Annotated in this window: 13 protein-coding genes and 1 riboswitch; of the genes, 8 read left to right on the top strand and 5 right to left on the bottom strand. The window is 42.7% G+C overall.

Translation table 11 applies throughout. From position 1 onward, the window contains the following. Together A5868_RS15050 and A5868_RS15055 are read left to right on the top strand one after the other, a co-directional pair. The gene (locus A5868_RS15050) at positions 1 to 2,571 is read left to right on the top strand and encodes an ABC transporter permease (protein ID WP_086304528.1); all 2,571 of its coding nucleotides are present in this window, start codon (positions 1 to 3) and stop codon (positions 2,569 to 2,571) included. A gap of 182 nt (positions 2,572 to 2,753) precedes the next feature. After that, positions 2,754 to 3,659: a LysR family transcriptional regulator gene (locus A5868_RS15055; protein ID WP_086305395.1), complete on the top strand. Its 906-nt coding sequence runs from the start codon at positions 2,754 to 2,756 to the stop codon at positions 3,657 to 3,659. Positions 3,660 to 3,706: 47 nt separating this feature from the next. On the opposite strand, the gene A5868_RS15060 is transcribed toward A5868_RS15055, so the two are convergent. Continuing rightward, positions 3,707 to 4,831, bottom strand: coding sequence for an LCP family protein (locus tag A5868_RS15060; RefSeq protein ID WP_086304529.1), 1,125 nt, complete (start codon positions 4,829 to 4,831; stop codon positions 3,707 to 3,709). An 81-nt stretch (positions 4,832 to 4,912) separates the two neighbouring features. Further along, positions 4,913 to 5,081, bottom strand: a riboswitch (M-box (ykoK) riboswitch). Between the two features lie 426 nt (positions 5,082 to 5,507). Here A5868_RS15060 and A5868_RS15065 point away from each other — a divergent pair. Next, positions 5,508 to 7,118 carry an Nramp family divalent metal transporter gene (locus A5868_RS15065; protein WP_086304530.1) on the top strand — a complete coding sequence of 537 codons (1,611 nt, stop codon included), beginning with the start codon at positions 5,508 to 5,510 and terminating at the stop codon, positions 7,116 to 7,118. Then, positions 7,111 to 7,536, top strand: a complete 426-nt coding sequence (locus A5868_RS15070; RefSeq protein ID WP_086305396.1) for a universal stress protein — start codon at positions 7,111 to 7,113, stop codon at positions 7,534 to 7,536. The genes A5868_RS15065 and A5868_RS15070 overlap by 8 nt, the downstream gene beginning before the upstream one ends. 61 nt (positions 7,537 to 7,597) lie before the next feature. On the opposite strand, the gene A5868_RS15075 is transcribed toward A5868_RS15070, so the two are convergent. The 4 genes from A5868_RS15075 to A5868_RS15090 all read right to left on the bottom strand — a co-directional run bounded on the left by A5868_RS15075 (position 7,598) and on the right by A5868_RS15090 (position 10,525). Beyond that, entirely contained in the window at positions 7,598 to 7,969 is a 372-nt protein-coding gene (locus A5868_RS15075) for a YxeA family protein (protein WP_086305397.1), read from the bottom strand. A 174-nt stretch (positions 7,970 to 8,143) separates the two neighbouring features. Further along, positions 8,144 to 9,166 carry an LPXTG cell wall anchor domain-containing protein gene (locus A5868_RS15080; protein WP_086304531.1) on the bottom strand — a complete coding sequence of 341 codons (1,023 nt, stop codon included), beginning with the start codon at positions 9,164 to 9,166 and terminating at the stop codon, positions 8,144 to 8,146. 121 nt (positions 9,167 to 9,287) lie between these two features. Then, complete coding sequence (locus A5868_RS15085) at positions 9,288 to 10,217, bottom strand: DNA/RNA non-specific endonuclease (RefSeq protein ID WP_086304532.1); 930 nt, start codon at positions 10,215 to 10,217, stop codon at positions 9,288 to 9,290. Between the two features lie 38 nt (positions 10,218 to 10,255). Then, the gene (locus A5868_RS15090; RefSeq protein ID WP_010778619.1) at positions 10,256 to 10,525 is read right to left on the bottom strand and encodes a hypothetical protein; all 270 of its coding nucleotides are present in this window, start codon (positions 10,523 to 10,525) and stop codon (positions 10,256 to 10,258) included. 202 nt (positions 10,526 to 10,727) lie between these two features. On the opposite strand from A5868_RS15090, the gene A5868_RS15095 reads away from it, so the two are divergent. The 4 genes from A5868_RS15095 to trpA are packed head-to-tail and all read left to right on the top strand — an operon-like array spanning position 10,728 to position 15,017. Continuing rightward, the gene (locus tag A5868_RS15095; RefSeq protein ID WP_086304533.1) at positions 10,728 to 12,764 is read left to right on the top strand and encodes a BglG family transcription antiterminator; all 2,037 of its coding nucleotides are present in this window, start codon (positions 10,728 to 10,730) and stop codon (positions 12,762 to 12,764) included. Next, the gene (locus tag A5868_RS15100; protein ID WP_086304534.1) at positions 12,761 to 13,033 is read left to right on the top strand and encodes a PTS sugar transporter subunit IIB; all 273 of its coding nucleotides are present in this window, start codon (positions 12,761 to 12,763) and stop codon (positions 13,031 to 13,033) included. The genes A5868_RS15095 and A5868_RS15100 overlap by 4 nt, the downstream gene beginning before the upstream one ends. An 11-nt stretch (positions 13,034 to 13,044) precedes the next feature. Continuing rightward, positions 13,045 to 14,325, top strand: coding sequence for a PTS ascorbate transporter subunit IIC (locus tag A5868_RS15105; RefSeq protein ID WP_086304535.1), 1,281 nt, complete (start codon positions 13,045 to 13,047; stop codon positions 14,323 to 14,325). Further along, a complete protein-coding gene (gene trpA, locus A5868_RS15110) occupies positions 14,325 to 15,017 on the top strand; it encodes a tryptophan synthase subunit alpha (protein ID WP_086304536.1) in 693 nt (230 codons plus the stop codon). The genes A5868_RS15105 and trpA overlap by 1 nt, the downstream gene beginning before the upstream one ends. Positions 15,018 to 15,111: the final 94 nt, after the last annotated feature.

A 15,111-nucleotide genomic window follows, 5' to 3' on the forward strand; every position in this document is an offset into this window, starting at 1 on the left:
ATGAATATCTTCAATAAAATCACCCTGCAAAGCATGAAAAAGAACCGTACAAGAACATTGGTGACGATCTTGGGGGTTCTGCTATCCTCAGCAATGATCGCTGCGGTAGCTACCTTTGCGCTTTCACTGCAACATTATATGGTGAAGGGGGCGGAGCAAAAATATGGCGGCTGGCAGGTAGCGTTTCAGGATACTACACCTGATTTTGCCAAAAAGCAGGAAACGAACACGGCCGTTGAGAAAACAGCGACCTTCGAGGACATTGGTTACGGCAAGCTTGAGGGAGGGAAAAATCCAAACAAGCCGTATCTTTTTGTGGCAGGTTTCAATCAACAGACCTATGGGAGCTTACCCATTAAGCTGTTGTCCGGAAGATTGCCGAAATCGAGTGAGGAGGTCGTGATCCCTGCGCATATCGCCGCGAATGGCGGCGTTCGCTATTCGATTGGTGATACTTTGTCGATCCGTTTGGGTGAACGGAAAAAAGGGACAAGGAGACTCACCCAGCATGATACTTACGATCAGGAAAAGAAAGACAACGAATCTTTGACGGATACCACACTAAGAAACTTTAAAGTCGTGGGTATTTGTGAGCGACCAGGATTTGAAGAAAAGAGAGCTCCTGGGTATACGGTGATTACTCTCGGAAATAATGCGGAGAAGTCTGATCCAATCAGTCTCTTTGTCACACTGAAGCACCCCCGAAAAGCCCGCTCTTTTGCTAGAAATGTAGCGGGGAACACCCCGTACACGTTGAACGATGAAGTATTGCGATTTATCGGCGCTTCCGACGACAAGGTCTTCAATATGCTGCTGTATTCAATTGGTGTGATCTTGATTGCGCTGATCATGGTCGGTTCTATCTTCTTGATCTATAATTCCTTTACGATTTCGTTGAATGAGCGAATGCATCAATTCGGAATCTTGGCTTCGATCGGGGCAACACCGAAGCAGTTGAGAAATTCAGTTTTGTTCGAAGGACTTTGTATTGGCGCGGTGGGTATTCCTTTAGGGACATTAGTGGGTCTTTTAAGTATCCAGATCGTCATCACGATCGTGGCTAAAAACTTTCGCAACATTCTCTATGCGAATATACCATTAACAGTCACGCTGTCTGTTCCAATTTTATTGGCGGCAGCGGCAGTCAGTCTGATAACCATTCTGATCTCCGCATATATCCCTGCGAAAAAGGCGGCAAGTACGCCAGTAATGGAAAGCATCCGTCAATCCAATGAAGTCAAGATCTCGCCGAAGGATATGAAGATGAACGCCTTTTCTGAACGACTATACGGATTGGAAGGGATGTTGGCTTTAAAAAATTTCAAACGGAATAAGAAACGTTATCGGACGATCGTTTTGTCTCTTGCGCTGAGTGTCATTTTGTTCGTGTCCGCGCGCTCTTTTGCCAGTAATATGCAGGAGTCCTCGAAGCATATGGTGGCACAATCTGATTATGATATTGTTCTGACCAGTTCGGAGCTGCCTGAACAAGAGCTGCTTCACCTGTATAAAAAGCTGCAAAAAGTTGAAGGCGTTACTACTAGTTCGTATCAGGCAATCGGGCAATACAATAGTCGCGTGAAGGCGCAGGATCTTTCTAAAGCCTATCTTAAAGGAAAGGATGCGACATCTGAGGATTCTAAAGAAGTGCCACTGGACATGCAATTTCTAGAGGATCATGCGTATGCGCGTTTTGTTAAAAGTCTGCATTTGCCAATCGCGGATTATACTGGAAGCAATGGCAAGCTGATCGCTGTTGCTAAACAACGCATCGAGGGAGCTGAAGGAGAAGATACCCTTACCGACCTCTTTTCTAAGAAAGAGCTGCCGCTGGCGATCGCACCCCAGATCCAAGGAAAACCTGCTTGGGATCAGTCGCAAACAGTTCCTGTGACTTTTACGGATACGTACCAAGCCGACCCTTTGCCGAAGCAGTCCGTGGACAAGAAGCCCTACGTGTTTATGGTGATCGCTCCATATCAGAGGAGAGCTCAATTTTCGCCAACAGGGGCGGATCAAACGATGGGATTAACCTTCTTATCTGATAACCCTGGACGTTCTGCTACGGAGATGAAAACAATCATCGATCAAGAGGGAATCACCGCAAACTATGATCTGTACAACGTGAGAGAAATCTTTGAGCAAAATCGAAACATGATTTTCGTGGTGAATCTTTTTAGTTCAGTCTTTGTCGTGATGATCGCCTTGATTGCGATCGCCAATGTGTTCAATACGATCTCTACGAATATCAAGCTGCGTCGGCGGGAGCTGGCGATGCTGCGCTCTATTGGAATGGGAGATCGTGATTTCACTAAAATGATGCTTTATGAGTGCGCCTTTTATGGCTGGCGCGCATTGTTATTGGGCGTTCCTGTCGCAAGTCTTCTTTCTTGGGTGATCTATAAGAGCATGTCGAAGGGGGGCGCTGAGATCAGCTTTCAATTTCCGTGGAGTGCCTTAATGGTCAGTATTCTAGGAGTCTTCCTGATCGTGGTGATCACGATGCTTTATGCAGTGAAGAAAATCAAAAAAGAAACGATAATCGAAGCATTGCGGGACGATCTCGCTTAGGCAATCATTAAAAGTGCTGAAACACGAATCAAGTGTATCAGCACTTTTTTTAGGGAATTTCAAAAGCAATCTTTAATCTCTGTTAAAGAATGTGTGTTATTTAAAATTAACCCTTGCGTAATGTTAGGTGCAGGAGCAAAATTAGGTTAACCTAAAATTTAATGCAATGGGATGTGAAAAAAATGTCGATTGAAAAATTGGAGTACTTCTATGTTATTGCAAAATACAACAGCCTTTCTAAAGCCTCGCAGGAATTATTTGTTGGGATCTCATCTTTGAGCTCGGCGCTCAAAAGTCTCGAGAATGAACTGGGCTATGAGTTGTTTACCCGCTATGGCAAGAAGCTGATGCTAAGTGAAGAGGGAAAGGAGATCCTGCCTTTTGTCAAACGAATCATTGAAGAAGCGAGAAAAATCCATTTTCCGCTGTATCAACGGGTGGAACGTCCGACCTTCAAAGTGGGTGTCAGTGAATCGGTCTTCCTATTTGAAGCGGGGGAGTACCCTTGTACAAACGAAGCGTACACCATCACCTACACCCATGCAGCGCCTTTAGCATTGTTGAATCAGTTGAAGCAAAAAGAGGTGGATCTAGTGATCACCAATAGTTTAGTGGATGACCCTCAACTGGAGCGTACGCCCTTGATCCGCTCAAAAATAGTCCTTGCGGCAAATTCTTCAATGATTCCTGCATTAAGCCAAGCAACGCCAGAGTCCTTGGCGAAACTGCCCTTTATTGTATTAAGCGATCATCTAGGTCATCAGCAGCTGACGCAGCGAATGACCGATTATTTTCAAATCGCTCCTGAGTATCTGTATTGTCAGGACAGTTTAGGGATTCATAAGTGGCTGCACCTGCAAAAAGGCGTGTGTGTTATTCATGCGATCGAAAAGGAATGGCTGGCGAACGAATGGGTCCACTTTTTTTCATTGCCTCCTGCCTTGAGTCTGGAGTATTATTTATATAAAAATAAAAGCAATAGCGAGCTTTTTGGCATCGAAGAAGTCGAGGCGCACGTGAAGCAGCTATTCAAGGAGATTGCCCGCAAGGAAAATGACTGTTCAGAGAACGTTTCGTCTTATAAATAGAAAACAGTGTAAAAGCGCCTGATGCCTGCTTTTACACTGTTTTTTAGTTATTGTACAAAGCCGTTTTTAGTTTTGACGGTAGGGAGAGGGCCGGTCTCGGTGTTGCCCGCTGTGCCTATATACGTATTGCCGTTCAAAGAAGTAGATTCTTTGTCTTCGGCGTCCGCGTCTTGTACAGAATAGTCACTTTGATAGAGGTATTCACCATTGGTATGGAAGGGATTTGTTTTTTTATCCCGTGCGTCCTTTTTATCGATCCCGAGACTGACGCGTAATTCATGACTCACATACTCGATACTATCCGGATAAAGTTCCACCATACTGCGTCCTTGATTGCTGAAGGTGCGCCAATCAAAGTCGACTCGTTGTTTTTCATAGCTGTTATAGAGCAGACCGCTTTTCATCAGGTCCATTAGCTGATCCGAGGTGATATCTGTTTGAATATTGTTATCGAAAGAGTCTATGATCTTGGTCAGATTTTTGACGGCTGTTTTAGAGGTCAGCTTTTTCCCCACGGCTTGAATGATCTCCTGCTGACGAAAGCCCCGCATGATGTCGTTGTCGCTATGCCGTTCTCTAGCATAGGAGAGCGCCTTTGTACCATCGACGTGCTGTTTGCCTGCATCAAAATGAATGGAACCGGGGCCGTCTTTTGTCACGCCGTCAAATGCGTGCTGCACATTGATATCGATCCCGTCGATGGCATCAATGAACTGAATAAAGGATAGAAAATTAAACACACAATAGTGATCGATCGGGATTTTCAATAGGTTTTCTACCGTGTTGACTGAAGCCGTCGGACCGTTGATGGTATAGGCGGCTTCTATGCGTTGATTGCCCTGATAGTTTTTTGAGCTGATGGGCACGAAGCTGTCACGCGGCAGGCTGCAAAAGGTGATTTTTTTGGTTTTGTGATTGACGGTAATGACCATCATAGCGTCCGTTCGAGTAGTACCCAGCTTTCTTTCGATCGTGTTATCCAATCCCATGACTAGAAAGGATTCGGTGTCTTTTTTCGTAGTTGTCTGATACTCGTTTTTGATGGGATGGTACCCGTTGTCTAAGGTATTTCTCAAATGCTGATTGACAAATAAGGAATAGGCAGAGACTGAAATGGCGCACATCAATAGAGCCGTGAGGCATAGTAAAACAATTTTTTGCGAGCGTTTCATAATAAGTCGTCCTTTCGTGTAACAAATAAATATAGCAACAAAAAGGATCGTCTTCTGTGCTGCAACAAGAAGGCGATCCTTTACTGTCCTCTCATCGTCTGAGTTTTGGCACTATACAACGTAAAGAAAATTCTTAGCTATGTTTAGAAAAGCCTTAATTCGACAATTCCTGTTTTACACATTGGCGTCTTTCGACGTTTCTGCGCAATAGCCTGTGTTTGTATAGACGCCTCACCTAACAAGGTTATAGGGGCTGTTTACTGAGTATATAATAACGATATGTGTGAAATAAAAATAGCCGATTTATTTTTCTTAATAATATATTTAAAAAGAAAATTGAGATTAATGCATTGTTATATAAGGGAAAAGGCTTTACGGAAAAACCGAAAAGAAAATAAATGGAATAATAAAAAAACGAACTCGGGGTTTTTATCGATTTTAAAATAACGATTTTCGTTTTGAGCGTATGTGCTTGTTTGACTAGAAGAAAAGGGGAGAGAAAAAAATCGCTAGGCAACGGATTTTTTGAAACAGGAAGCTGTATTTATAACAACCATTTAGTTATGCGCGGGCGTTTAGTTGATGTGAGGAAAAAAAGCCCCTTGCTTAAAAAAATGAAGTGCGATATTTTAGGTATGCCTAAAAATATACACAAGGCTTGAAAGAAGGAATTTAGTTGAAGGCTACACATGAAAAGAACTCGGACACCGCTACCCGTAAGCATCATTTAATAGAATACGCCAATGGACCATCGCTTGAAGAAATCAACGGCACGATCACGGTTCCAAAGGATCTTGGTTTTTGGCGAACGCTCTTTGCCTATTCTGGGCCGGGTGCGCTAGTGGCCGTAGGATATATGGACCCAGGAAATTGGTCGACTTCTATCACGGGAGGGCAAAATTTTCAGTACTTATTGATGTCCGTTATTCTCCTCTCAAGTCTGATCGCGATGCTTCTTCAATATATGTCCGCGAAGCTGGGGATCGTTTCCCAGATGGATCTGGCGCAAGCGATCCGCGCCCGAACAAGCAAGACGCTGGGAATCGTTTTGTGGCTATTAACGGAGCTGGCGATCATGGCAACGGACATTGCGGAGGTCATCGGAGGGGCGATCGCACTGTACTTATTGTTCAACATCCCTTTAGTGATCGCCGTGTTTATCACCGTCTTTGACGTTTTGCTGCTGCTATTATTGACAAAGATCGGCTTTCGCAAGATCGAGGCGATCGTTGTGGCACTGATCGTCGTTATTTTCATCATTTTTGCGTACCAGGTCGCATTGTCGAAGCCCGAATGGCGAGCCGTTTTTCAAGGATTGCTTCCTCGTTCGGAGGCGTTCTCTACGTCTCGTTCCGTCGCTGGACAAACACCATTGACTGGTGCCTTGGGAATTATCGGCGCAACGGTCATGCCCCACAACCTTTATTTGCATTCGTCGATCGTTCAAAGTCGGAAAATCAATCATGACGATCAAGAGGACATCGCACGTACGTTGCGTTTTTCAAAATGGGATTCCAACATCCAACTGACGATGGCCTTTTTCATCAATTCTTTGTTGCTGATCATGGGTGTGGCTGTGTTTAAAACTGGCAGCGTAGCCGATCCGTCTTTTTTCGGCTTGTACAAAGCCTTGTCTGATCCATCAGTCATGACAAATAGCCTCTTGGCGCAGGTTGCCAGCTCAGGAATCCTGTCGATCCTCTTCGCCGTCGCCTTGTTGGCTTCTGGACAAAATTCAACGATCACCGGCACACTTACTGGGCAAATCATCATGGAGGGATTTGTTCATATGAGAGTCCCAATCTGGCTTCGACGTTTGATCACGCGGCTTTTGTCTGTCATTCCTGTACTGATCTGTGTATTCATGACCAGCGGGAAAAGTGAGGTGGAGGAGCACATCGCCATCAACAATTTGATGAACAACTCGCAAGTTTTCCTCGCCTTCGCATTGCCGTTCTCGATGCTGCCTTTGCTGATGTTTACCGATAGCCGCGTGGAGATGGGGGAGCGTTTCAAAAATTCGTGGGTAGTAAAATTGTTGGGCTGGCTCTCTGTAATTGGGCTGATTTTCTTGAATATGAAGGGATTGCCTAATCAAATCGAAGGATTTTTCGGCGAAACACCGTCTGCGGGGCAGGTACAGCTTGCGGATACCATCGCCTACGCCATCGTCGTTATTGTTCTCTTGATGCTGGTTTGGACGACGATCGAATTGTACAAAGGAAATAAACGGTACGCGCAACAGCTTAATGCCGTCAAACATGAAGGGAAGAATGAAGATGAATAGTAAGAAAATCATGGTAGGCGTAGATGAGAGTCCTGATGCGCTAAAAGCCTTTCGCTACGCGATTCAAGAAGCGCGGCACGAGATGGCTGAACTGCTGATCGTTTCAATTTTAGAAGAACAAAAGATAAATGTTTATCAGTCTATGGACAAAAACTACTGGGAGAAGGAAATGGAGGCGTTGAAAGAACGTTGTGCTGCCTACAAAAAGGAGGCGCTTGAATATGGCGTGGTTCGTGTCACTGCGCTCGTTGATAAAGGCAATCCGGGGGAGCTGATCGTGAATAAATATATTCCAGCCTACGAACCGGATCTCCTGATTATCGGCGCGAAGTCAACGAGTCGGATTCGAAATTTCTTCGGCAGCCAAGCTGCGTATATGGCAAGATATGCCAAGATATCAACAACGATCATTCGTTGAAACGAAGAATCGTCCGCAAAAAAAGGTTCGTTTATCATTCCTGACAGACGAACCTTTTTCATTACCGCGGATCAATTTCCTTTAAGGCCTTTTCGGGGACTTGGTCGCGGCGGACCTCCTCGTAGGTCTCGATGTGGCTGCCTTTATTGGTCAGCTTCAAATAGCGATCGGTTTTTAATTCAGAGAGTCCATTGAATTGGACCGTCCGCGTTTTGCCGTTTTCATTGGCGGCGATTTGCTGGTAAGAGGCTGTGCCGTATCCATTGACGGATTGTGGTTTGGTTGTTTTTACATAGAGTTCACTTTTAGGAACTAACGGGTTGAGCTGATCCAAGATGCCGGCTACCTCGCTAGATGAATTTTTTGAATAAAGCATTGCTGCAAATAGTAAAATGGCGATGCTGGCAAGAATGCCGAGTAGTTTTTTTATCATAGTTCTCATGATCGTCCTCTCAAATTTGATACTCTTAGCTTATCAAGAAAGACAGGAGCGAAAATCGGGCGGGAGTCCTATCTGCGCCTAACAAAACTGTCACACGTCTATTTTTTAGCATCAAAATCACAAAAAAAAGCCCCGCGATTCTATTGATCGCAGGGCAGGTATTAGTTATTTTTTACGGTTGCGGCGAATCATGACAAATGCGATGATCACTAGAATAAGGACACCAGCGACAGTCAGCCATGTTCGTCTTTCTTCTCCAGTTTTTGGTAAGAAACCGCCTTTGTCTTCTTTTTTATCATTGTCTGAGGAAGCCGGCGTTTTGTTTTCAGCACTTTGAGTGGTTGAGGTAGCTGTGGTGCTTTCAGACGTCGTTGTCGTTTCCGTCGTACTGCTGGTGCCAGCAGCGCCATTTCGCACATCGTCTTTAGCTGAATAACGGCTGATCCACGCGATGATACCAGGGAAGAAGTCGCCATCTGCCGCGATCATTTTTTCTTGGATCGGAGAGATGTAGGTCAACACGTTGGTCAATTCTTGATTACTCATTTGGCGAATCGCCATAAACGAGCTGTTGCTAGGGTAAACGGCTGCTAAATAGGCTTGCAGGCTGTCGATTTGGTCCACCATCTCGATAGCATTTTTGTAGTCACTTGGATTGTAATTTAAGATATTCTCGATCTTGCTCCAAGACAAGGTTTTGTCTTTGTAGAGCGCTTGAAGAATCCGAGCATAGCCGCCAACGTCTAAGCCGTAGGTATCTGTACCGATTCGTTGGCAAAGGGTCATGGCATTCAATAGCTGCTGATCAGTATAGCCGTCGACTTCGCTAGGAGACAGGATGCTTTTCATTGAATCGTCCTTCAGCATCTCACGGATTTTAGCGGGGTCTTGTTCATTGCCCACAGGATCGCTGCTTTTTTTCACACCGGTTTCTTTTTCGATTTGATCGACGGTATCATCCTTTGCTTTCTCAATGTCCTTTACATCGCTGTTATTGCTTGGCGCTGTGCTTGATTCACCGGAAGCGTTCGACTCAACTGTTGCGCTGTCGCTGCTTTGAACGTTTGCAGGTGCTGCTTGTTCAGTCGTTGCAGGGGATTGCTCCGCTGTTGTAGATGTTTCCGTTTCGGCCTTCACGCCTAATGGGAATAAAAGCAATAAGGCTAACGCAAAAAATGTTCTTTTCAAGATGATCTCTCCTTTTCCAACTGGTTCTATAAATGTAAACAAAGTAATACGTTTGTTTCGTAATATTATTGTAACATAAGAAATATATCTGTAAAGAAGAAATGTGAAAAATTTTTCAAAATTATTTTGTGGGGCGATAACCCGCTTTTTTAGCTTCATCAACGGTTTTGAACCAGGCTTTCGGATTCGTCGTTTTGTCATAATATTTACTGCCGGGAAGGTGATAGACACCGCTTTTCGATCCTTTAATCAACCCTTTGCCGTTGCCGTCAACATAGCGTGCCGTCTCAGATTGTGAAGAGGCGCTAGAGGGTTGCGAAGTGTCACTGACGGTGCTCGTTCCATCAGCGTAGTTTAGAGTTACCCCTTTTTGGACGTTAAAAATGTAAACATTGAAGTGCACTTCGGTGCTGTCGACGGATTGTGCCATCATGTGGACCCCTCGAGCCAGAAGCTCGTCTCCACGAAAAATCGGCACGACAGAATAGCGGACGTAATTCTTGCTGCTTTTCTCTAAATAATACTTGATATCCATTTCAAAGCGCAGCATTTCCGGGCTGTTCAATTGGCGTGTGCCGGTAATCAAATTTTTCCAATTCGCATTTTGTCCGGTCAGTTGATAGCCGATCAAGTGTGAACGATTAAAAAGGTATTGCCCGTTGATTTTTTTGTTGTGCCAGCCGGTGGGGGTGACACTGGCGATCTCGCCGCGTTTTTCCGTCGGCATCAGCTTTTTATTAAGCAGAGCTTCCGCGCCGGTTGCCCGATTCAGCCGATCCAGATCCCCATACTTTTCCCATGGTCCCTGTGCAGTGGCAAGGTCTTCTTCAGAAAAAGTCGGTTTGTTTTGGTTGATCTCGATCGTTTGCGTTCCTTCATAATCAAGTGCGGAGAGTTCCTGTTGTGTGGGATTTTCCTGCGCTTGAGAGGGCGCCTGCGTGGTTGCCGGATCGGATTTTTTTGGTTCTGATCCAAGATTCATTGTGCTGTAAACAGCGAAACTAGCTGCCGCGATCACGATCGCAGCAACTAGTTTAGTTTTCTTTGACAAGAGAATTGCTCCTATTCTTTTTTTACTTCATAGCCTCGTTATTCCGGTGCGCCGATGATCTTGATGTATTCATCAGGATTCATGATCTCAAAATGCTTTGCAACGAGCTGATTGCGCTTGTTGCGCCGCCCTTCGATATGGATCATATATTTATTGTCCGGCAGGCGGAACACATAACTAGATAAATAGCGGTCCTTGATCAAGACTTCAGTCTTATTCTCCCCATCGGTCATGATGAGCAAGGACATCATAATAGGCTTTTCTTGCAGTAAAATCGTTTTTTCTAGCAAACCGCGATACTCTTCCAACTAATCACCTCATTTTTTTTTACTTTATGGGTTAATTTTAGCATTTTTACTTAATAAATGCTCTGATAACGAAATGTCAAAGGCCGATCTCGTAAAGGGGCCTCTGAAAGTCCCTAGAACAGTTCCTTTCAAAAAGTTTGAAGCGAACTGTTCTTTTTCTGTTCGTGTATAATACCTTATACTAAATTTAGGAGGAACGCTTATGGATAATCGATTATCAAATTTATATACTTTGCTAGCAAAAAAAGGAACTGAAGTTGAAATCACTCAATTGGCCGAACGATTTCAAGTAAGTACGCGAACGATCTACAACGATATCAATAAGCTTAATGAAACACTCGCTGCGGATTCTCAAGAATTAATTGTTATAGACAAAGGACGCGTGTATGCCACTGTAGAAAGTCCTGTGGCGATTGAAAAATTATTGCTCTTGAACAGTGAGTTTGTTAGTAGCGATAAATCTATTAGAAGAGTACGTATATTAGAATCTATTTTACTTTCAACAGAAATTTTCTGCACGGAAGATTTATTGAAAAAGACACTCATTTCTAAAAATACATTATTAAGTGATTTACAAGCGATTCGAAAAAAACTTAGTGAAAACAACATTGATTTAGAGACGATTCCTTTTCGAGGGTACAGAATCAATGGTGAAGAGCGGAATATTCGTAATTTATTGGCTGCTACGGTTGAAAGAGATCCGTTGTTGTTTGAAACAGAACACTATAAGTTTGAACAGCAGGTATTACTAGATATAGAAGTATTCATAGAAAAAATTTGTCATAAACTAGGGATTCAATTGAGTGATGAGGCCATTCAAAAAGTGATTATTCACTTTTGGATCGCCAAGAAAAGAATGGCTCTAGGAAAAACGCTTGTGTCCATTGCTGAAAAGGAATTATTAACGAGAGAGGAACACGCGCTTCGGGAACACCATAGGGAATTAGATGAGCTGTTCGATCATCAAATCAGTTCTATGGAGCTTAAGTTCTTGGCAAATAAGCTTTCTGAAGCCTCAATTACTAAGCACCAAGAATTATTATCTGACAAATGGGTGACATTCAATTTAGTTGTTGAAACATTCATTACAGCAGTGAGTGATGAACTTCCTGACGTAGATTTTAAAAGCGATCAAAAATTGTATGAAGGGCTGATCAATCATTTACGTCCTGCCTATCAGCGAACCTTATCAAACGAAGCATTGGAAAACCCTATGTATGAGTACGTGTTAGAAAATTACAAAACATTGCACGGAATCATTCGTACACATATTTTCCTGATTGAAAAAATGCTGAAGGTTAAGTTCACAGAGCACGAACTTAGTTTCTTTACGTTATTTTTTGCGGCTTCGATAGAGCGTCAAAAGTTTTATGTACCCCATAAAACAAAAATAGTGATTATCTGCCACGCCGGGATAAGTACCTCAGAGATTCTCAAAAGCAAAATAAAGAATATTTTTAATGTTGATGTAATTGAAACCTTTGGCGAAAAAGAAGGGATCAAATGGCTTGCAAATAATAAGGTTGACCTAGTCATTACTACGATTCCTTTGAAGCTAAAAAGCGTGCCCTTTGTTCATGTAAATCCTTACTTATCAGAGGAAGATATCGGGATCATCAGCGGATTCATCAAGCCCATCTACCATGAAGTCAGTCTAGAAAAATTAATCAGCATGGTGAAAAATTATGTGGAATTGACGCCTCAACAAGTAGAACAGTTATCAGAAGAGTTTGAAACTTATTTGAACCTTAAATCGGAGAAGAAATTGAAAAAGGAGTATCAACCTATGCTTAAAGAAATATTGACAGAGGATCTGATTGATCTTCACTATCTTGCGGAAAATCGTGATACAGCAGTCAGAAGAAGCGGCGAATTGTTAGTAAAAAGTGGTTTGGCAACTGAAAGTTACATTGATGGGATGTTAAAAAATGTTGAAATAAATGGCACGTACATCGTCATCGCCCCAGGAATCGCGATGCCTCACGCTCGTCCCGAAGAAGGGGCTTTAGATGTAGGCTTCAGTATTGTTACTTTGAAAGAGCCGGTCGTATTTGGGCATCCTAAAAACGATCCGGTAAGAATCGTGATTGGTCTATGTGCGGTGGATCATCAAACGCATTTAAAAGCGTTAGCGGAATTGGTAGAGATTTTGTCACACGAAGAAAATGTACAGCGTTTTCTAAACGCAGAAAAACCAGAAGAGATTTTAGCTATGATTAAAGGAGGAAAAAACTCATGATAAAGATTGTAACAGTATGTGGAGCAGGTGTTGGAAGCAGCATGATGATGCGATTGTTTACACAACAAATTTTGGATGCAGAAAAAATTGAGGCGACTGTTGATGCAGCGGATATCGGCTCTGTTGATCCAAATAGTTATGATATTTTGATTACTACATCAGATTTTGCGGACACACTGAGAGAATCAACAGCGACTATCGTACGTATTGACAATATGATGGATAAAGAATATTTAAAAGAGCAATTATTAAAAGCGATTAATGAATAGGAGGTCTGAACATGTCGGTCTTTTTATATTTGGTAAATAATGTATTAAGCCAAGCCGTCTTTATTATTGGGATGGTCGTTATTGTCGGAATGGTCGCTCAGAAGAAATCGTGGGATCAAATTCTACCTAGTACGCTAAAAACAATGATCGGGTTCACCATGATCAATGTCGGCGGGCAAACATTAGGGGTGGCTCTGCTGCCGCTACAGCAAATGATTTCTAAAGTATTCGATATGCAGTCCTTTTCATCCAATATCGGTGCTGCTCAAGCAGAAAGCTTTGCGGATATCGGCACAGAAATGGCGCTGATCTTTGCGTTTGGTTTTTTGATCAACCTGTTGCTGGCACGTTTTACTCGTTTTAAATATGTTCATTTGTCTGCTCATGTGTCCTTTTTCTTTGCAGGCTTGATTGCAGCTTTGCTGAAATTCAATACGAATTTGTCGTTTACTAGCATCGTTGCTGTAGGTGCAGTCCTCTTGGGACTATATATGACTTTGAGTTGTGCTTACGTAGCCGTTTGTATAAAAGGGGTCAAAGGTGGAGAAGGATTTACTTTAGCCCACTCGAGTTCTTTTGGGTTGCTGGTTGCGACTTTACTGGCTAAAGTTTTTGGAAACAAAGAGCATGATTTAGAACAAATGGAAATTCCTAAAAAATTAAACTTTTTAAGAGAGATGACGATTGCCTTAACATTGGTTATGACCGTGTTGTTTTTAGCCGTTAGTCTTTTTGCAACACCTAGCTGGACAATGGAAAATGTTACCGGTGGTCAAGATATTTTTGTCTTTTCTTTATTACGCGGTGTTGAATTTGGTATGTGGATCACGGTTATCATCACAGGTGTAAGGATGATGCTCTCAGAGATCATTCCAGCATTCCACGGAATTGCGAATAAAATCATTCCAAATTCAAAGCCCGGCCTCGATATTCCCTTGCTGTTTCCTAACTATCCAACCTCAGTGATTGTTGGTTTCTTGTGTAGTTTGGTGTCTGGCTTAGTAGGTATGCTGCTTTTAGGGGCTCTAAATTATCCAGTCGTTGTATTCCCAGCGTTGATCCCTACCTTTTTTACAGGGGCAGCAACAGCTATTTTCGGAAATGCCCACGGCGGACGAAGAGGTGCGATCATCGGCTCATTGGCAAATGGCTTTCTCTTGATTTTTGGTCAGGCGTTCTTACTTCCGATGGTGGGCAGTTATGCCCCGATCATGCGCATTCTCAGTGAGACCGATTATACTGTATATGGTCCAATATTGGGTTGGGTACTTCAACTGCTTGGAGGTGCTTAATGAAAAATCTAGTGTTGTATGTGACGTTCGGTTATCCAACAAAACAGAAATTTTTTGAGATTCTAGATACAGTTGAAAAATTTAACGTAGGGTATGTTGAACTAGGGATTCCTGTTTTCGATCCTTATTTAGACGGAACGACGGTCAAAGAATCGCAAGCAAAAGTCCTCTCCGACTTGAGCACTGAAAAAATCGCTTCGATACTGAGTGAGATACGGGAACGCTATTCCTTCAAAATTATTTTAATGACTTACTCTGAAGGTGTTGAACAGTTTAACTTGCGGCGGCTTTCTAAAAATTTGTATGACGCACTTTTATGTGTGGATAAAGTGCTAGATAGAAGAGATTTTTCAGGATTTGTCCATATCTTTAATCACACAATGTCAAAGGCAGAAATAGATTCAAAATTATCTCAAAGTGCTCAATTCATTTATTTAGTTTCTGGAGAAGGAAAAACAGGTGAATTTGCTCATTTGCCAAGTGAGTATACTGAACTACTGCCTTACGTGAAAAAGAATACTGCATTGCCTGTATTCGTCGGCTTTGGAGTAAAAAGTCCAGAGGACATTCTTAGCATTTTGAAAAATGGTGCAGATGGAGCAATCATTGGCTCTGAATTCATCAATCGTTACAATAAAGAGGGCATCACAGGGATAGAAAGCTATCTAAGTGAGATTCAAAAAGCTTATTAGCAGGGACTTACTTCACTATTAGTGAAGTAAGTTTTTTCTTTCTCCTCAAATTTTCTAGTATAATTCTTCTATTAAAGAGCATATTTATCTTTTT

This window comes from Enterococcus sp. 12F9_DIV0723 (assembly GCF_002174375.1).
In the GTDB taxonomy this organism is placed as follows: Bacteria; Bacillota; Bacilli; order Lactobacillales; family Enterococcaceae; genus Enterococcus_A; species Enterococcus_A gilvus.

Bases quoted from the DNA above. Each gene is read 5' to 3' on its own strand.
- A5868_RS15095 (WP_086304533.1), top strand. From the start codon at position 10,728: ATGGATAATCGATTATCAAATTTATATACTTTGCTAGCAAAAAAAGGA.
- A5868_RS15055 (WP_086305395.1), top strand. From the start codon at position 2,754: ATGTCGATTGAAAAATTGGAGTACTTCTATGTTATTGCAAAATACAAC.
- trpA (WP_086304536.1), top strand. From the start codon at position 14,325: ATGAAAAATCTAGTGTTGTATGTGACGTTCGGTTATCCAACAAAACAG.
- A5868_RS15060 (WP_086304529.1), bottom strand. From the start codon at position 4,831: ATGAAACGCTCGCAAAAAATTGTTTTACTATGCCTCACGGCTCTATTG.
- A5868_RS15050 (WP_086304528.1), top strand. From the start codon at position 1: ATGAATATCTTCAATAAAATCACCCTGCAAAGCATGAAAAAGAACCGT.
- A5868_RS15100 (WP_086304534.1), top strand. From the start codon at position 12,761: ATGATAAAGATTGTAACAGTATGTGGAGCAGGTGTTGGAAGCAGCATG.
- A5868_RS15075 (WP_086305397.1), bottom strand. From the start codon at position 7,969: ATGATAAAAAAACTACTCGGCATTCTTGCCAGCATCGCCATTTTACTA.
- A5868_RS15070 (WP_086305396.1), top strand. From the start codon at position 7,111: ATGAATAGTAAGAAAATCATGGTAGGCGTAGATGAGAGTCCTGATGCG.
- A5868_RS15105 (WP_086304535.1), top strand. From the start codon at position 13,045: ATGTCGGTCTTTTTATATTTGGTAAATAATGTATTAAGCCAAGCCGTC.